Below are 18,332 nucleotides of genomic sequence, written 5' to 3'. Positions count from 1 at the left end.
AAGGCTCGCAGCAAGCACGCACGACTTCATGTCAGCGCTCCCTTCGACACGGCCGGTCGCTCTCGCCCGCATCCGGGCGGACGTTGGCGAACCTGCGCCGGGAGCCGCTATCGCGTCGTGAAGCGTCGAAGCGACGCTGGCGACGCGGCTACCAAGCACTCGTGCGGGCACGCGAGTGGCCGTTGGTGTCGGCCGCCAGCTGTGTCATGCGCCGCGCGTCGTTTCGGGCGAGTCCAGGTGCGAAGCCGGGCGGACCAAACCTCGCAAGTGCGGGTCGTGTTCTCGACCTGCACAGTGCGCGAGCGACGTTGGTCTCGCCGGGCGCGCGCCTCATGCCGCCCGCGTAGATCCGCGGGCGCACCGAAGCATGCGGTCCGCAATCACATCGGAAACTCGTATTCGAGCTGGAACCGCACTGTCGTATCTGCCGCGTCGCCGTCAACGCCGATCAACACCGCGCCGTCGTATTTCAGCTTATGCCCGGACGCGAGACGAGCGGCGCCAAACAACGCGGGCCCCACCTTGAAGGCATGCTCGTCGCCAAGATTCGCCACGTCACCCAATTCGCCGAAACCCTGCAGTCCGAATTCAGCGCGCGGATTACCGCGATGCTTCCACTGCAGGCCGTACCCGAGCCGGGTCCGTGCACCGGAGACCAGCTCGCGCTCCAACTCGAAATTGACGTTGAACTGCTCGCGGTGGAACTCCTTTTGAAACAGGGGGCCGAACTCGATTTCGTTGATGCCTTCCGCGCGGTTGTGCACCAGCTCCGCAATGACGCCCACGTCCATCCAATGCTCGCCGGGCTCGGTCAGCAGGACAATGTTCTCGGACTTCACCTCGTCGATCTGGCCACCAGCGCCCGGAGACTTGGAATAGAAAACGGCCAACTCCGTGAACCAGCGCGGCGTCACACCGTAGCCGACGTCGAACACGTACTGGTGGGCGCCGTTCCCGGCTGTCCCGCGCACGTTCTCCCAACCGCCGCGCAGCTCGAGTTCGAGCTCGCGGTGTTCGACCTGGGGAAGATAGATTTTCGAAGCCGGATCGGCGTGCGCCTGCGACGGCACCGCGAGCGCGGATGTGGCGAGCACCAGCGCGATCAGCGTGGTGCGGAGGGACGTATTGCAGGCGAGGTGGAACCCCATGTTTTCATTCCGATAAAGATGAGGAGGGCGGTCATTGCGTAAAACAGGAGCTGCAACCCGGCGGGCCGCGCGTCGTAGCCGATCAGCGTGCGCAGCGCCTGTCCGGCCAATGATTCGTTGGAAAGCAATCGGGACGTGTCCCACACGCGGTCGCCGAGGGCCGGCAGCCAATCGGCCTGGATGAGATAGCGCGCAGCCTGCGACGAGAGGCCTGCGGCAAGCAGCAACACCATCCAGTTCGTCGCGGTGAAAAAGTGCCGGATCGGGATCCCAAGCAGGCCCCGGTACAAGGCGACTCCGACTGCTACGCCGGCTGCAACGCCAACGACGCCGCCGGCCGCCATGGCGCCCGCGTTGGTGCCGCTGGCACCCATCCCCAGCAGAAACAAAACGACCTCGGAGCCTTCGCGCAAAACGGCGAACGCCACGACGAACATCAACGCCCTGATCGGACGCGCGCCTCCCGCTACTGCGGCTCCCACGGAGGTCATTTGCCGGGCAAGTTCACGGCCGTGGCGCGCCATCCAGATGGCATGCCATGCCAGCATCACCACTGCTGCCGTAAGGATCCCGGCATTGAGCAGCTCCTGCCCCATCCCTTCCACCGCATTCGAGACCCGGTCGGCCGCGAGCGCGAGGACGATCGCACCGGCGACCCCGAGAGCGACGCCGCCAGATACCCAGCGCGCGCGGCCGGCCAATCCACGCGTCGCCGCGCAAACGATGCTGATGATCAGCGCCGCTTCCAGCACTTCGCGAAACACGAGAATCGCAGTCGCTAACATCAGCTGTTCCCCTGAAGGCCCGGGTCAATCGGCAATCAACAGGCCCTTGGCCGTCGTCATGTGGAAATCCCCGAAATACGGGTATCTACCCCGGGCAAGCGGCCCGACGAATACAACGATCCGGCTGTTCCCGGCCACGACCTTTTCGCGGTTCAGCTCGTAGCTTTCGAACTCCTCCGGCGTGGCGTCCTGGTTGATCACCGTCAGCCTTACCTTGCGGCCGGCCGGCACTCTGAGCTCAGCAGGGAAGAACCTGTGGTCCTTGATGGTCACCGTCGCCTCCGCTGCGTCGGATGCGAACACACCGAAGCTCAGCAGCGACAGGAAGCAAAGGACTAGAAAGCGAGCCATTGAGTGTTCCCCGAGTTGAGATGCTAATGATAATGGTTCGCATTGCGATACGCAACCCGTTGGGCTTCCCGTCTTAAGCGACGGTCAGCAACGTGTCCGGCGGCGGGACGCAGCCTAGGCGTGACAACCGTGCCGGCCAAAAGCTTCCGCGACCAACTCAACCGCCGAGCCGATAGCTCTCGTAGCGCGGGGCATCGCTCGCCTCGTCGGGGCGAAAAAAAAGCGCCCCGCGAACGGGGCGCTTTCGTACTTCTTCCGTAGCACCTACCCAGAAAGGGTCGACATAAGGTCTAGCTACTGATGTTGTTGGTGGGCGGTACAGGGTTCGAACCTGTGACCCCTACCATGTCAAGGTAGTGCTCTACCGCTGAGCTAACCGCCCGCTGCCGAAAACTCACCCGGCAAGGGGCGCACAGTGTAGCCAGCCCGCTGGCCAGCAGCAAGCCGCGTCACGCCGCGAAGCCGGCCTCCTTCAGCTTGCGAAGCTGGTCGCGTACGTTCGCGGCGGCCTCGAACTCCAGGTCGCGCGCGTGCTGGTACATCTGTTGCTCCAGCGCCTTGATGCGCGACGACAGCTGCGCCGGGCTGAGCGCTGCGTAATTCGTCTCCGGCTCGGCGACGCGACGCGTCGTTTTGGACTTGCCCTTGCCGTCCTCGGGCTCGCTTCGCGCGCCTTCGAGGATGTCCTTGATCGGCCGCACCACCGACTGCGGCGTGATGCCGTGCTCGGTGTTGTATTCCACCTGCTTGGCGCGACGGCGGTCCGTTTCGTCGATTGCGATCTTCATCGACCTCGTCACCACGTCCGCATACAGGATCGCCTTGCCGCGCAGGTTTCGCGCCGCGCGCCCGATCGTCTGGATGAGCGAGCCCGCCGAACGCAGGAAGCCCTCCTTGTCTGCGTCCAGAATGGCGACGAGCGACACCTCCGGCATGTCCAGGCCTTCGCGCAGCAGGTTGATGCCGACGACCACGTCGAACTTGCCGAGTCGCAGGTCGCGGATGATCTCGACGCGCTCGACCGTGTCGATGTCAGAGTGCAGGTAGCGCACCTTGACGTCGTGCTCGCTCAGGTATTCGGTGAGGTTCTCGGCCATGCGCTTGGTCAGCGTGGTCACCAGCACGCGGTCGCCCATCGCGACGCGCTTGTTGATCTCGCCGAGGAGATCGTCGACCTGCGTCGCCACGGGGCGCACTTCGACCTCCGGGTCGATCAATCCGGTCGGCCGGACGACCAGCTCCACGATTTCGCCCTCCGACTTTTCCAGCTCGTACTTTGACGGCGTCGCCGACACGTAGATCGCGCGCGGCGCCCGCTGCTGCCACTCCTCGAATTTCAGCGGCCGGTTGTCGAGCGCCGACGGCAGGCGAAAGCCGAATTCGACCAGCGTTTCCTTGCGCGACCGGTCGCCCTTGAACATGGCGCCGACCTGCGGAACCGTCACGTGTGATTCGTCGACCACCATCAGCGCGTCGGCCGGCACGTAGTCGAACAGGCACGGCGGCGGCTCGCCGGGAAGCTGGCCGGTCATGTGGCGCGAGTAGTTCTCGATGCCGTTGCAGAACCCGACTTCCGCGAGCATCTCCAGGTCGAACTGCGTGCGCTGCTGCAGCCGCTGCGCCTCCACCAGCTTGTTCTGCGCGTAAAGCTGCTCGAGCCGCTCGCGAAGCTCGTCCTTGATCGTATCGACGGCCTCGAGCACGGTCTTGCGCGTCGTCACGTAGTGCGACTTGGGATAGATCGTGTACCGCGGCAGCTTGCGGAAGACTTCGCCGGTGAGCGGATCGAACGCGGACAGCTGCTCGACCTCGCCATCGAACAGCTCGATGCGGATGGCGTCGTTTTCGCTTTCGGCCGGGTGCACGTCGATCACTTCGCCGCGCACGCGATACGAGCCGCGACGCAGTTCGGTGTCGTTGCGGGAGTACTGCATCTCGGTCAGCTTCCGGATCAGCTCGCGCTGCTCGATGCGATCCCCGCGCGTCATGTGCAGCACCATCCGGTGGTACTCGCCGGGGTCGCCGAGGCCGTAGATCGCCGAAACCGTGCAGACAATGATGACGTCGCGCCGCTCCAGCAGCGCCTTGGTGGCCGAAAGCCGCATCTGCTCGATGTGCTCGTTCACCGAGCTGTCCTTCTCGATGAAGGTGTCGCTCGACGGGACGTAGGCCTCGGGCTGGTAGTAGTCGTAGTAGCTGACGAAATACTCGACCGCGTTGTGCGGGAAGAACGACTTGAACTCGCCGTACAGCTGTGCCGCGAGCGTCTTGTTGGGCGCCATCACGATCGTCGGCTTCTGGATCCTCTCGACCACGTTCGCGATCGTGTAGGTCTTGCCGGAGCCGGTGACGCCAAGCAGCGTCTGGTGCGCCAGGCCGGCCTCGAAGCTGGCAGCCAGGCGATCGATCGCCTGCGGCTGGTCGCCCGCGGGGGAATAAGGGGAGACGAGTTGGAAGCGGCCGCTGGTGTCGTGCACGGCAGGGGAGCCTGAATTCATCCGACAAGTTTAGTCGGCCGGGATGAACGTTAGATGGGACTTTTCCGACGGCTGCGAACGGCGCGGCCCCACAGACCGCGTTGCCGGTTGCGTCGAACGTATACGCACTCTACGGACGGCACCAACGATGCGCCCTGCCCTTCAAACCCGCGGCTTCACACTGGTCGAACTCGTGATCACGCTGGCTGTTGCGTCGACCATCCTTGCGATCGGCGTTCCGGCCGTTTCCGGGCTCACGTCGCGCATGCGTGCGAATTCCGCGTTGGCCGACGCCACGTCGTCCCTCGCGCTGGCGAGGATCGAGGCCGTCTCACGAAACCGGGTCGTCGAACTGTGCCCGTCCGGCGACGGGACCCGGTGTTCCGGGGGCCAGGACTGGTCGAGTGGCTGGATCGTCTTTCTCGACGGTGACGGGGACGGGCAGCCTTCCAGCGGCGATATCGTCAGCCGCATCGAAGCCGTACCGAGGGGCCTCAGCCTTCGGTCGACGGTGGGGCGGGAACGCATACGCTTCCAGTCCACCGGCTGGGCCTCGGGCACCAACCTGACGCTCAATCTGTGCGCCGGGCCGACTGCGCGAGCACGCGTCATCGTCAACAATGCGGGCCGAGTCCGCGTCGAACGCGACCGCGCGGATTGCCCGCGCGCTTGACCTGAGGCCCGGACGCTCTAAAATGCGGCTCCCCGCCCGAATAGCTCAGCCGGTTAGAGCACTTGACTGTTAATCAGGGGGTCGTTGGTTCGAGTCCAACTTCGGGCGCCAGATATGAAAAAGGCCGGACTCTGTCCGGCCTTTTTTCTTTTTCCGGCGCTAGAAGCAACTACTGGGCGTTTTCGTGCCTAGCTGGTTCACCGTGAGCGTCCCGCATGATTCGCCTACCTGGGATCCGATCGGAGTGGCTTGCACGGTAAATGACGTGTCGTCGGGGGAGCCGGAAGCGAAACTGATTGTGTAGAACGCGGCGACGTCGGCGCGACAGCCCGTCGAGGCGGGCAGGAGCGCGGCCCCCGAGTACTTCATGTTGGTCGTGTAATACCTCTCCATGAACTGCTCTTGCTCGGTCAGACAGGCCGCCGCCGCTGCGCGACGCGTCCGTTGCATGTGCGTCTTGTAACTCGGGATCACGATCGCCGCCAGGATCGCGATGATCGCCACCACGATCATGAGCTCGATAAGCGTAAAGCCGCGTTGCTGCTTCATGTGGTTCGTTTCCCTGTTCGTTCTGTTACTGGCGGTTGATGATTTCGCGCCAGTTCAACCGCTGCGGTCGGTCGCCGCTGCCGGTCTTGCGCACGGAACCGGTCCTGGCGTTGGAACCGCCCACTGCTACGGTGTCGCCGATCTGCACCGGCTGCCCGGGCATGGCCACGCCGAGGTCGATCGAAGACACAAAACCGTTTCCGTCCGAAGGCTGCGTGCCCGAGACGGAGATCTTGTCGTCGCCGTGACCGTTTCCGTTGACGTCGATGAAGCTTCCCGTCTCGGGGTTGGTACCCGTGAATACGTCGAGCACGTTCAGGAAACCCTTGCCGGTGTTCGCACAGCCCTCGGCCAAGTTCGGGATGATCGACGACACCCACGTGGCCCGGCCGCGGATCAACGGCGCGGTGACAACGCGTTCGCCCCGCGCGTATGACTGAGCATTGGTCGCGAGATTCAGGTACCAACCGCGCTTGCCCGAGGGAAGCACCGAATAGGCCTCGAAACTACGGGCGGTGCGGCCGGCAGAATCGACCCCGACGTAGGCGATGCTGCGCTGTTGCAGGTCCGTGTACGAGGTAATCCGGTTGCCTTCGTCGATCAGCCCGTAGAGGGTCTGCGTCTGCTCTACCGACGACTGCGTTACGACATCGGACTGCGACAGCAGCTTGCCGGTGCCGAAATTCACGAAGATCCTCGCTGAGCCCGGCTCGCGTGCAAGTGCCACCGCCCCGGTGATGGGCTGCGCGACACCTGACGGATCGAGCGCGGTGAACATCGGAAGCGGCGTGCCGTTGTTGCCATTGCTGGAGGCGAAGGCGAAGCCCCAACGCGACGTCGAGCTATTGCTCACGTCGATCTTCCACAGATTGCCCTTCAGGTCGCCGGCGTAGATCGTGTCGACCGTGCCGTTGCCATCTGTATCCGCGGCGCGCGGCTCGGACATGCCGTTGCCGCCGGCGATGAGCGTGTCGAACTTTAGGGTCGACGTAATAGCGCCGGTGGAACTGAGCACATATATGTAGAGCACCGCTTTGCCGTTGGTGCTTTCGACGCCATTTCCGACGATGGCGAGCGAGCTGCCGTTGTTGCCCAGGCGGACCAGCGGCTGGCCCAGGACATAGCCCATGTCATTGTCTGCAACGCCCGTCTTGTCCCACAGAACGTTGCTGGCAAGGAACCCGTTGGTCTTCACGCCGGTGACGTCGAGCGCGAACACGCCCTTGCCGCCGCGGCCCAAGCCGGACACCAGGATGTTCCTGTTCGAACCCTGCGCCAGCGTGGACACGTCCATCTGCCCGTCCACGAAGAAGTGGTGGTAGTAGTACGGGTCGCTGAGCGACGCGAGCGACGGAACGTCGATGCCGGCCGGCACGTAGGAGAACAGCACGTTGCCGGTGTCGGAGTCCACGCCGTGCAACATGCCGTCGTTGGCGCCGATGAACATCATCCCCGTCTCGCGCTGGTAGAACGGCGACGAGTTGACGATGTCGCCCACCGGCGAGCGACGGTCGCGCAGCGTGCCGCCGTTCTGGATTTCAAGGGAACGGTTGCCCTTGATGTACGCGATGTTGTCCGCGGCCGTGACGGCTGGCGTCCCGGTGCGAGCGAACTGGCTCGGGGTTGCTACATGCGTGGTGTCGAACGTCGCCCCGGCGCCGTTGTACCAGGTCATCACGGGACGGCTAGCGAAGTTCGTCGACGGGTCGTTCGCCTGCGTGGCGAGTGACCAGTCCGGCGTCACCGCGATTCCGCCAGCGCTGATGTCGAAGGCCTTGATGTCGCCGGACCACAGGCGCGAGGTGAACATCGCCTGGAAGATCTGCGAACCACTATTCAGCGAATTGCCGTTCGCCGTCAGGTTGGAGCCCGAAGCGACCTGCTCCTTGATGTTGTCGAGCGCGCTCTTCAGCGCCTTGGCGTACTCGTCCGCCTGGGAGGCGACGATGAAGGCGCCGCGCGCGTTGACGGACGCATGCCACAGGTCGTCGATGCGTCGCGCATCTTCGATCAGGGTCGGGTTCGGCCAAGTCGTCGGCGGCGTGCTGGTTACCGGCAGCGTGCCCTGCTGGCCGATCGACACACCGAACAGGCCCATGTGCTGCCAGTTGGCGGTGTCCTTCGTCGTCGTCGGGACAAGGTTGTCCAATGACGTACGCAGGTCGGTCTGCCAGAAATACTTGGCTACGTCGGCCAGCGTGTCCGCCGCGCCATCGCCATCGATGTCACCGCCGATGCTGAACCCGCTATCGGAGTTCCAGAAACCGTCGGTCGAAAGCAGCGTGTAGCTGGCGCGGCAGGCCTGTTCCGCCGTGCCCGTGCCGTCCGTCCACGGCTCGGCGGTCTGGTAGTACACGCCCGCTCGCTTCAGCGCGCTGCGAAGCGGCGTACCACCGCCTGCCGACTGCGCCTGCAGGCGGGTGAACCAGGCTACCTTGTTCGCGCCCTCGAACCGGGCACTGTTCGTCCCGACGGGGATCGGATACCGCATCGTCGTGTTGGGAGTGCCGTTATCCGCATTGATCGTGTCGTACCCGACGCGGAAACCACTGCCCAAACCGATGAACGCGCGACTGGCGCCGGCTTTCGCGACCTTCATTCGCGTCCGGTGGAATGAATACCAGGTCGCGATGTTCGTGACTTCGTTCGCGTTGGATCGCGTCGACGGCACCGCCGCGGTTTCCGTGCCGAACCGGGTCGACTTGACCTGGAGCTGGAGCGCCTGCGTAGCCGAGTACGCGTAGACACGCACCTTCAGCGTGACCGCCCCGTAGTAGTTCAGGTCGCACTTCTCGGTGGCGGTGTCGCCCGCCGAAACGCACTGGTAATTCGAGGTGGTCGGCGTCGAACCGTTCCACGTGACGTACATGTCGGCGTCGCCGCTCCACGTACCGACCGGGGTCAGGTACACGGATGCGGACGAGCCCGTGTTGCCCGGGAGCGAGACGCTGTAGTCGGTGTAGGCGCCCTGCGCCATCGCAGCTATCGACAGAGTCCCATCGGTGTTGACCGACGTGACAGAGGCTTTCTGGACCGTGCCGCTCGAGTCGATGCGGTAACGGTCGTAACTCGTCGCCGTTGCGGGCGCACTCGTATTCCGCAGGACGTAGAACACGCTGCGTGCGTTGCCACCGATGCTGCCGGTCGTGGTGGCTTGGGTGTCGTCGAGATACACCGCGCCATACGTGGTGCCGCCGGGTACCGTTGTCGCGCTTCCGCTGGTGTCGGTCGTGTCCCAGGGGCTGTAGGTCACGCTCGGGTCGTAGGCGAGCGAATTGAACGCCTTGGCGGACGCGAGGCTGACATCGGTCATCGCCGCCAGCCCGGGAACGGGCATGAACGAGTCCGCCATCGAGCCCGAGTTGTCGAGCATGAAGAGGATGTTGGGTGGAACCGTGCCCGCCCCCGACTGCAGGGGATAGTCAGGGAAGCTGCTTGCCGCCTGTACCGGCGACGATTGCACACCGCCCAGGAGGATCGCTGCGACAGCGGCAGCGAGGGCGCCGGAGCGCATGCGAGGCGTGGCGGAAATCGTCATTTCAAGATCCTCAGGGCGCCCGGAAGAGCGACTGCAGCATTACTTCGGCGCCCGAGGTCGTCTGGGCACGAGACGTGATGCGATAGACGTGGATCTCCGCAACGCACGGAGGCGCCGACATGTCGAGCGGCTTGGTACCGGATGCATCGGCGCATTCCTGCGACTGCGCGAGGCCGTAGTCCTCGATCGTGTAGGCGGCCAACGTGTCGACGATCCCGGTGCTGATCGATGTTGAATTGCCCGACGTGCCCCAGAACGAGGCGGTGGTCCACACCGGAGCTGCGCCCGGCGTCGGCTGCACGCAGACGCTGTTGAGACAGCCCGTTGCGGGAACCGTGGGCCTGGTATCAACGATGCTCGCCTCGGCGGTACGTAACGCCGTTTCGGCTGCCTGAAACGCCAAGCTACGACCGTAGGTCGCGCCAGCCATTCGTTCCTGAAGGATGGCGCCGCGCATCGATGCCAAGCCGAGCAGCGTGATGATCAGAAGCAGGAACAGCACGACCACGAGGGCCGCACCGCTCTCGCCACTGCGTCCGGCAACCACCGGGGTGTGTCGCCGGCTCACAGCAGCGCAGCCCGGTTGCGGAGCGCGATCGTGCTGGTCATGACCCTCGTCAATGCCTGGTGATCGGTCCCCTTGATGTCCTCGCCTTGGACCGCCCCCTCCACCGCCTGGGCGCGCAGCATCGCCTGCACCGCGACCACATGCTTCCAGTCGGCGACTGGCGCGTCCTGGAAAGCCGCCGAGCTGTCCGATTGGTACTTGAGCTGCATGTCCGTAACGCCTTCCGCGATTTCCGCCGAACTGCTCGCCGTCAGTGATAGCCCGGTTGGCGTCGGCAAATAGATCGAGCGGTACAGCGACTTGCCGCCACGCCCGTTGTCCTTGATTTCCCATCGCACCACCGACAAGCGCACCACCGAAGCCGGCCCTTGGCCGATGCGCGTGCAGCCCGGACCCGGATGATGGCCGGGCGGAATGACGAAGCAGTAGCCGAAATCCTGAGAGGCGCCGGCGCACTTGCTTAGGTCCGGGTTCCGATGCTGGAACTCCTGTCCGCAATTGCCCGAGCTACCGCCGCCGTTGTGCTGAATCGTTCCCGACGGCAGCATGGTCACCTGGAAGACGATCGAAACGTCCGCATTGCAGGCCATCAGGATGTCGCCGACAGCCACGCCCGAGTTGTCGCTCACGTCAAGGACGGCCGAAGGGTTGTCATGGCTCGTGATCTGCACTTCGCCATCGTTGGCCATGTACAGATCGACCGAATCAGGGTTCGTGCCGGTGCCGTTCGTGCCCGTCAGCCCATTGGGGAACTGCGACCAGAACGTTGCAGCGCGACTCTGAAGCATGTTTACCGGCGGGCTGCCGGAACAGGGCGAGCCCGCGGCCTCGCGGATGTCGCGAGCCAACAATTCGAATGCGGCGCGCTGGTTTTCCTGCAGGCGACCCGTGGTGGCAGCGGCGCCGTAGATCTTCTTGTTCGACAGGAAGACACCGCCTGCGGCCGCAACAACCACCAGCCCCAACACGAGGGCAATCATCAACTCGATGAGCGTAAAACCGTGCTGTTGGCGCCGGGCCCCCGCCATCGTTTCCATGCTCATAGCCTGCTCACCGTCGTTACACGCGTTGGATTCGTGGGGCTCCCGCCGGTGGCACGCGCCTCGCTCCAGCGGACGTCGATCGTGCAGGTGCCGGCCGCGCTGCAGGAAACCTGGCCACATGCCGACGGCGCGACGGTCTGTCGAATATCGGCCAGCCAACCGTCCAGTGTCCCCGGCGTGCCGAACGCGGTCGCGCTGGAGCACTGGAAATCGCCGCCCGTATTGAAGGAACCTGCGACCGCTGCGGCCCGCTGGGCACGCAGCGTGTCGAGCATCGCGTAGGTCTGCATAACCGCCTGCGTGCGTTCGGCGGAACTGCCGACGTTCCGGAGCGTCATCGTCTGCAGCGCCGCAATGCCGAGCATGCCGATGCCGAGGATCAGGACAGCGATGAGGACCTCGATCAGGCCTATACCGGATTGCTTCGAGGAATGGACGCGATTCATAGCGTGGTATCCAAAGGTTCGCCAGGCGAACCGCAGCCTGCGCGTGTGGGCCGCTCGACACTCACGCGGCTCGCGTTGATTTGCACGTCCCGGGCGTTCTCGCTGGAGAGTCGCGTGGTGCAGATACTGACCGTGCCCTTTCCCGGCGCCGTGGAGGTGCCGGTGCGCGCGAAACCATCGGCGAGGAACCAGATCTTGTTGGAAGCGGAGACTAACGGGCTCCCGACGGCGACGATGCCGGTGCCGTTAATCTGGACGTCTCGCTGAGGCGTGGGCGTGCCGCCCTTTCGCATGATGATGGCGAAGTGGCGCCAATCGCTTCCCGAGCACGTGGAGCCATCGGTGCTCGGGCACAAATCCACGCGCGCGTTGGAGCGCAGCGCTAGGAGCCTGGCCGTCTGGATCCCGGCGACGAGCTGGTTCGCGCCGGCGCTTATCCGTGAGCGGGCGATCATGCTGTTGAAGCTGGGCACGGCGATGCCGACGATGATCGCGATGACGGCCATCGTCACGATCAATTCGAGCAGGCTGAACCCGCGGTTCCTGCGGAACATGGCTTCCCCCATTACCTATGGCTCGGACTGTACGACGCCGGCCCGCCGCGGTGAAGCAATGCGTGACGGGCGGTCCGCCGGGGTGCCCGAATGGCTCCCGGATTCGGAATAGTGTGACGCGCGCCGACTCGGCGAATCGCCAACAACCGTTTCGGACAGCTCGGCCGCCCGGCATGATGGCGGAAATGCGACCCCGACCACTACAGCACTCCGGACTCCCGACCCACCGCCCACTCGACGCGCTGTGGCAGTCACGCGCACTTGCCTGGGTGGTCCTCGCGGGCGAGTGCCTAGCACTGGTGCTTACGCTGGCGCCGGGAGGTCGCCACTCGTACTGGACCTATTTCGCGTTGGCTTCGTTGCTGATCCAGTGGATAACGCTGTTGTCGCTCGGCATGCTCTACGTAGCGCGAGAGCGGCTGCGTCTCCGGTCGCCGCAGGTGATCGCGCGCCTCGCCCTGGCACTACTCGTGGCAAATGCGTTGTTGGTTTCTATCGCCGCGCGCGCCATCCTCGGACCCAGCTGGATCGACGAGCCCGGCTTGTCGTGGGGCGGGTTGATCCTGCGTATCGGGGCACTCGCGACGGTGGTCGGGTTACTGGGCTTGGCGGCGTTCCAGAACCACTGGGCCGCCCGCAAGGCCGCCGTGCGCGCGAAGCAGGCCGACCTCGAATCACTGCAGGCAAGGATTCGTCCGCATTTCCTTTTTAATACGCTGAATACGGGCGCGGCTCTGGTGCACCGCAATCCCGAGCGCGCCGAGCAGCTCCTGCTGGACCTGGCCGATCTATTCCGGGCCGCGCTGGCCGGGCCGCGCGACATCCCGCTCGAGGAGGAACTCGACCTCGTCCGGCGATACCTCGACATCGAAGCGATGCGGTTCGGCGAAAGGCTACGCGTCGAGTGGGAGTTGCCGGCCGAGATCCCGCGCGTGCGCGTGCCGGCACTGTCGATCCAGCCACTGGTCGAGAACGCAATCCGCCACGGTGTGGAACGGATCGAGCGGGGTGGCCGTGTCGAGATCACGCTGAGTGAAACAGCGCGGCACGTGCTGGTTCGCGTTCGCAATGCACTGGTACTGGGTGACGCACCCCGCCCCCACAGCCACGGGGTAGGCCTGTCGGCATCACAGGCACGAATCGAAGCGCTTACGGGCGGCGTTGGCAGCGTCGAGACGCGGACGGAGGGCGAACACTTCGTCGCCACCGTCCGGCTGCCGAAACTGAGTACTGCTCCGCGCCCCTGACGCGCCTTGCTGTCAGGTCACAACCCGGTAACACGGCCGATAGTCACCTGCGATCTTCATGCGGTGCTGCTGCACGAAGCCGCGCAGCAACGCGTCGAGGGCCTGCATGATGTCCTCGTCGCCGTGGATCTCGAACGGGCCGAACTCCTCGACACGACGGATGCCGTCTTCCTTCACGTTGCCCGCCACGATGCCCGAGAACGCGCGTCGAAGATCCGCCGCGAGCTCATGCGGCTTCCGGCCGTGGTGCAGGTCGAGCGCCGCCATCGCCTCATGCGTGGGTACGAACGGGCGCTGGAACGGCAGCGGAATGTCGATCGACCAGTTGAAGAAGAACGAATCGCGGTGACCGATGCGCTGCTCGCGCACGCGCTTGAGCCCCTTGGACATGCGCGCCGCGACCTCGCGCGGTTCACCCACGACGATCTCGTAGCGTGACGTCGCAGCTTCGCCCAGCGTGAGCCGCAGGAACCGGTCGATCTGCTCGAAGTACGGCGCAGACGCCGTCGGGCCGGTAAGGATGAGCGGAAACGGCAGGTCGCGGTTTTCTTCGCGCAGCAGGATGCCGAGCAGGTAGAGGATTTCCTCCGCCGTGCCGACGCCGCCGGGGAACACGATGATGCCGTGGCCCATGCGGACGAACGCCTCGAGGCGCTTCTCGATGTCCGGCATGATCACCAGGTGGTTGACGATCGGGTTCGGCGATTCCGCCGCGATGATCCCGGGCTCGGTGATGCCGATGTAGCGCATGCGGCGCCGACGCTGCTTGGCGTGCGCGATGGTCGCGCCCTTCATCGGCCCCTTCATCGCGCCCGGGCCGCAGCCGGTGCAGATATCGATGCCGCGCAGGCCGAGCTCGTAACCGACCTGCTTCGTGTAGAGGTATTCGTCGCGGTTGATCGAGTGGCCGCCCCAGCACACGACAAGGTTCGGATCGCCGGGCTGCAGCACGCGCGCATTGCGCAGCAGGCTGAAGACGGCGTCGGTGATGCCTTCGCTGCTTTCGAGGTCCCGGCCGCAGTTCTCTCCCAGCTCGATCGCCGTGTAGGCCAGGTCTCGCACGACCGCGGCGAGAAGCTCGGCGACGCCGTGGATGAGCTCGCCGTCGACGAACGCCATCGCGGGCGCGTTGAGCAGGTCGATGCGCACGCCGCGATCCTGTTGCTGCACCTGGATATCGAATGTCGGGTAGAGATCGCGCGCCGCGCGCGGGTCGTCGCTGGTGCTGCCACTGGTCAGCACGGCGAGCGCGCAACGCCGCAGCAGCTCGTGCATGCCGCCGGTTGACGCGTCGCGAAGTCGCGCGACTTCGGCGCGCGAGAGTATGTCCAGCCCGTTGCGCGGATAGATCCGCGCGTCGACGGTCGGAAGGGGAATGCTGGTGGCGAAGTCCATTGCTGCGTTCATGTGATCTGTCTTCTTAATCGGGCGACTCTATCTCAGCCGCGTCACCAAAGGAAAACGGCCGGGTTTCCCCGGCCGCCTCCGTGTTTCGACTGCGTGTTGCGATCAGAACTTGTAGCGAAGCGTCAGCAGTGCGGACCAACGCTGCGACGGCGTCTGGCTCTCGTTCGGGCGCAGGGCCTGCGGCGAGTACACGCCGTTCACGAGGTAGCGCGAGATGTCGTAGACGTACTTGCCGTTCTGCACACCAGCCTCGTCGGCCAGCACGCGCTCGAGCGGGAACGACGCGCGGTACTCGACGCCCCAATCCTTGTTCAACATGTTCAGCACGTTGAAGATGTCGAGGCGCACTTCGCCCTTGTGGCCCTTCATGAAGCCCGGGATTTCCTGCGAGAACGTCAGGTCGAGCTGGTTCACCCACGGGGCGCGGTCTTCGTTGCGATCGAAGATCTTGCCGCGGTAGCGCGCCAGTTCCGGGTTCGACGCGATGTAGTCGAAGAACGACTGCTTCGCCGCTTCCGTCGTGCCGGTGGCGAACTGCACGTCCTGCGGGCCGGCCGGGATGTAGGCCAGGTCGCGGAAGTACGAATCGCCGTTGACGTCGTTGCCGAAGATCCAGCTGTACGGCGCACCGTTGTGACCGTCATACAGCGCGGACATGCTGGTCGCGTAGCTGCCGAAGAACTTGTGCTGCCAGGTCACCTGCGCGAGGACGCGGTTCGGGATCTGGTAGTTCGAGGTGCCAAGTTCGTCGTCGTTCGGGTTGATCCACGAGCGGTTCTGGAAGCTGCTGTTCGCCACGCTCGACGCACCCGGATTGACGTCCGTGGCGCGGGTGAACGTGTACGCCAGCGACGCAGCCCAGTTGTTCGAGAACGGCCGCCGCAGCGACAGCGTCAGGCTGTCCGACTGGCCCTTGTCCGTATTGGTCAGCAGGATGACCTGCTGGCCGAACGACGGATTCGCGTTCCAGCGGTTCGTGTTGGCACCACCCGGCGCAGCGTTCGGCGTCTTCGCGTAGCTGAGGCGGCCGTCGGGCAGCGTGCCGGTGGGCGCGCCGAGGTTGAGGTTGTCGTACTTGATGCCCTTGACCACGTCGATGTGCTGCAGCTCGGCCGACGCGACCGTGCCACCGAACAGCGGGAACGTGTGGTCGATGCCGATCGTGTACTTGGCCACCGACGGCATCTGGAAGTCAGGATCGACGACGCTGACGTTCATCTGCGACGTGCCCTGCCCCGGAAGCGTCCGCGTGCCGCCCGGTACGCCCTGGTTGAACGGGTCGATGCTGAATACCGGATCCCCGGTGACGCGCGGGCCCGAATGGTTCACGTCGTAGCTCGCAACCGCCACACCGTTATTGGAGTACGGGTTCGCGACCCACACCGCCGGCGTGTTCGACACGAACAGCCCGGCGCCGCCACGCAGCTGCGTGTTCTCGTCGATGCTGAAGTTGAACGAAGCGCGCGGCTGCACTACGCCGTTGCCGTCGATCGTGCCGGTGTTCGGGTACCCGTAACCACCCGTCGCCGACGCCGTGTTGCCCGGGGCCGTGTTGGAGCGCAGGTAGCAGACCGCGGGCGAACCCTGGGCGCCTTGGGCGCCGGGTGCGGCCGCGAAGCACGGATTCAGCGTCGGCGCCGGGTCCACGTACGGCAGGTCGTAACGAACGCCGTACTGGACCGACAGGCGATCGTTGACCTGCCACGTGTCCTGCAGGAACAGGCCGTACTGCGTCATGCGGAACTCGGCGGCGACGTTGCCGAGCGCATAGCCCGGCGCCGGCAGGGCGACGCGATAGCGGCGGTAGTTGCCGGAGTTGAAGTCCGCGAGCGAGTTGAACTCGTACGACCCGTAATAGTTCTGCAGGAACAGGTTGTAGAAGTCGTCGCGCTGGTAGTCGAAGCCGCCCTTGAGGACGTGGTCACCGGCGTACCAGGTGCCTGCGAAATAGCCGTTCCAGGTCTTCACCGCGAGGCGGTTGGCCTGCGTCGAGAACTCGGTACCGAACGTCACGCCCGGGCCCGTGCCGTCGAGCGGCACGCCCGTCACCGGGTTCACGCCCGTACGGATCGTGATTTCCGGCTGCGGTCCGCCCACCAGCGGGGCGCGGTTCTGCGTGAACTCGTTGTAGCCGATGGACGCTTCGGTGGAGAAGTTGCTGGTCCAGTCGTCGTACAGGCTCAGCGCGTAGCTGGTGTTCTTCTTGTCGAGGACGTACCAGTTGCTCGACAGCGGCAGGCGCGGGTTGGCGCCGGACGTGGTCGCGTTGGTGACGATCGGCTCGATTTCCTTCGTCTCGCTCAGACGCAGGCTGGCGCGGTGCTGCTCGTTGATGTTCCAGTCGAACTTGACGAGGCCGCGCTTGCTGTCGGTGTCGATGTTGGACGCGGTCAGGTCGCCCGGGGTCAGCCCCTTCGCCTTCGCGGCGGCGATGATCGCGTCGAGCTGCGCCTGCGTTACACCCGGAACCTTGAGCGTCGCGTTGGAGTCCGACGGGCCATACGGGGCGCCCGGGCCGGACTTCTTGCCTTCTTCATAGCTCGCGAAGAAGAACAGCTTGTCCTTCACGATCGGGCCGCCGAGGGTGGCGCCGATCGTCGTGTCCTTGGTGAAACCGGTCCACTTCGCGCCGGACTGGTTCTCGCCGATCATCTTGTCGGCGTTCTGGTAGACGTAGTAGACGGAGCCGTGGAAGTCGTTCGTGCCGCTCTTGGTGACGGCATTGACCCACGCGCCGACGCCGCGGCGGGTGGCGACATCGAAGTTGGCGGTCGAGATGTTGTAGCTCTCGATCGCGTCCTGCGAGATCGGCGTGCCCTTGGTCGGCAGGCCGTTGTCGTTCAGGCCGAACGGGTCGCCCGCCTGGATGGTGTCGACGGTGATGCTGTTGTAGCGGAAGTTCTGGCCGGCGGCCGAGAACGCGCCACGGTCGCGGTCGGTGATGACGATGCGGGGATCGGCGCGCACGACGTTCTGGATCGAACGGTCCGGGGCCGGCATGCGGTCGAGGTCACGACGCGACAGATTGGTGCTCAGGCCCTTCATGTCGGCGCCGAAGTACTGCGACGTCGCCTTGCCCTTCACCACGACGGAGCCGAGCTGCACGTCGGTCTGGGCGAGGTGCAGGTCCACGTCGGCGACCTGGTCCAGCCCGAGATACACGCCTTCCTGACGGCCCGTGCCGGCGCCCGCCTGGTTGATCGTGATCGTGTACGGGCCGCCGACGCGAAGGCCGCGCGCGTTGTAGCGACCGTTCGCGTCGGTGGTCGCATGGCTGACCGTGCCCGACTCGACGTGCACGATCGTGACGTCGGCGCCCGCGACCGGACGGCCGCCTGCATCGGTCACGACGCCATTCAGGCCGGCGGAGGTGCTCTGCGCGAACGCGGTGGAAGCAGCAAGGGCGGCAAACAGGCCAAGCGTCAGCTTGGACAGCCGGAGTCGGCTGGTATGGGTCATACGGAGGCCTCGATGGACACGTCGGACGGGAATGGCACGCCCGGGGCTCCCCGCCCCGATCGTGGTTAACATGAGATTAACATGCTA

14 protein-coding genes and 2 tRNA genes are annotated in these 18,332 nt (G+C 65.0%); 3 read left to right on the top strand and 13 right to left on the bottom strand.

From position 1 onward, the window contains the following. Positions 1–380: 380 nt before the first annotated feature. The 5 genes from FW784_RS00385 to uvrB form a co-directional block, all read right to left on the bottom strand. Entirely contained in the window at positions 381–1,148 is a 768-nt protein-coding gene (locus FW784_RS00385; protein ID WP_149351384.1) for a hypothetical protein, read from the bottom strand. Continuing rightward, positions 1,103–1,933 carry an FTR1 family iron permease gene (locus tag FW784_RS00380; protein WP_149351383.1) on the bottom strand — a complete coding sequence of 277 codons (831 nt, stop codon included), beginning with the start codon at positions 1,931–1,933 and terminating at the stop codon, positions 1,103–1,105. Before FW784_RS00380 ends, FW784_RS00385 begins: the two co-directional genes overlap by 46 nt. Before the next feature lie 24 nt (positions 1,934–1,957). Next, the gene (locus FW784_RS00375; protein ID WP_149351382.1) at positions 1,958–2,284 is read right to left on the bottom strand and encodes a cupredoxin domain-containing protein; all 327 of its coding nucleotides are present in this window, start codon (positions 2,282–2,284) and stop codon (positions 1,958–1,960) included. 307 nt (positions 2,285–2,591) lie between these two features. Then, positions 2,592–2,666 (bottom strand) — tRNA-Val (locus FW784_RS00370). A 67-nt stretch (positions 2,667–2,733) separates the two neighbouring features. Continuing rightward, positions 2,734–4,761, bottom strand: a complete 2,028-nt coding sequence (gene uvrB, locus FW784_RS00365) for an excinuclease ABC subunit UvrB (protein WP_235893518.1) — start codon at positions 4,759–4,761, stop codon at positions 2,734–2,736. Between the two features lie 43 nt (positions 4,762–4,804). Between uvrB and FW784_RS00360 the strand changes: the two genes are divergently transcribed. Together FW784_RS00360 and FW784_RS00355 are read left to right on the top strand one after the other, a co-directional pair. Further along, entirely contained in the window at positions 4,805–5,434 is a 630-nt protein-coding gene (locus FW784_RS00360; RefSeq protein WP_149351380.1) for a GspH/FimT family pseudopilin, read from the top strand. A gap of 34 nt (positions 5,435–5,468) precedes the next feature. After that, positions 5,469–5,545, top strand: a tRNA-Asn gene (locus FW784_RS00355). Between the two features lie 48 nt (positions 5,546–5,593). Here FW784_RS00355 and FW784_RS00350 read toward each other — a convergent pair. Genes FW784_RS00350 through FW784_RS00325 form a run of 6 tightly spaced genes read right to left on the bottom strand, consistent with a single transcriptional unit; the run spans position 5,594 to position 12,132 of the window. Further along, positions 5,594–5,983, bottom strand: a complete 390-nt coding sequence (locus tag FW784_RS00350) for a type IV pilin protein (protein WP_149351379.1) — start codon at positions 5,981–5,983, stop codon at positions 5,594–5,596. A 25-nt stretch (positions 5,984–6,008) separates the two neighbouring features. After that, positions 6,009–9,521, bottom strand: coding sequence for a pilus assembly protein (locus FW784_RS00345; RefSeq protein ID WP_149351378.1), 3,513 nt, complete (start codon positions 9,519–9,521; stop codon positions 6,009–6,011). Positions 9,522–9,531: 10 nt separating this feature from the next. Then, positions 9,532–10,068 (bottom strand): pilus assembly PilX family protein, encoded by a 537-nt coding sequence (locus tag FW784_RS14710; RefSeq protein ID WP_235893517.1) that lies wholly within the window; start codon positions 10,066–10,068, stop codon positions 9,532–9,534. A gap of 17 nt (positions 10,069–10,085) precedes the next feature. Then, positions 10,086–11,126 carry a prepilin-type N-terminal cleavage/methylation domain-containing protein gene (locus tag FW784_RS14705; protein WP_235893516.1) on the bottom strand — a complete coding sequence of 347 codons (1,041 nt, stop codon included), beginning with the start codon at positions 11,124–11,126 and terminating at the stop codon, positions 10,086–10,088. A gap of 2 nt (positions 11,127–11,128) precedes the next feature. Beyond that, entirely contained in the window at positions 11,129–11,578 is a 450-nt protein-coding gene (pilV, locus tag FW784_RS00330; RefSeq protein ID WP_149351376.1) for a type IV pilus modification protein PilV, read from the bottom strand. After that, entirely contained in the window at positions 11,575–12,132 is a 558-nt protein-coding gene (locus FW784_RS00325) for a GspH/FimT family pseudopilin (RefSeq protein WP_205123536.1), read from the bottom strand. The genes pilV and FW784_RS00325 overlap by 4 nt, the downstream gene beginning before the upstream one ends. A 185-nt stretch (positions 12,133–12,317) precedes the next feature. Here FW784_RS00325 and FW784_RS00320 point away from each other — a divergent pair, with 185 nt between their 5' ends. Next, the gene (locus FW784_RS00320) at positions 12,318–13,379 is read left to right on the top strand and encodes a sensor histidine kinase (RefSeq protein WP_149351375.1); all 1,062 of its coding nucleotides are present in this window, start codon (positions 12,318–12,320) and stop codon (positions 13,377–13,379) included. A 12-nt stretch (positions 13,380–13,391) separates the two neighbouring features. Here the strand turns inward: FW784_RS00320 and ppnN are convergent, their stop codons facing one another. Next, positions 13,392–14,774 carry a nucleotide 5'-monophosphate nucleosidase PpnN gene (gene ppnN, locus FW784_RS00315; protein WP_149351387.1) on the bottom strand — a complete coding sequence of 461 codons (1,383 nt, stop codon included), beginning with the start codon at positions 14,772–14,774 and terminating at the stop codon, positions 13,392–13,394. Between the two features lie 114 nt (positions 14,775–14,888). Next, positions 14,889–18,245: a TonB-dependent receptor gene (locus FW784_RS00310; RefSeq protein ID WP_149351374.1), complete on the bottom strand. Its 3,357-nt coding sequence runs from the start codon at positions 18,243–18,245 to the stop codon at positions 14,889–14,891. Positions 18,246–18,332 lie beyond the last annotated feature (87 nt).

The organism is Cognatilysobacter lacus (assembly GCF_008274655.1).
Taxonomy (GTDB): Bacteria; Pseudomonadota; Gammaproteobacteria; order Xanthomonadales; family Xanthomonadaceae; genus Cognatilysobacter; species Cognatilysobacter lacus.
The sequence above is the reverse complement of the archived record's forward strand: the minus strand, read 5'-3'. Positions and strand labels throughout refer to the sequence as shown.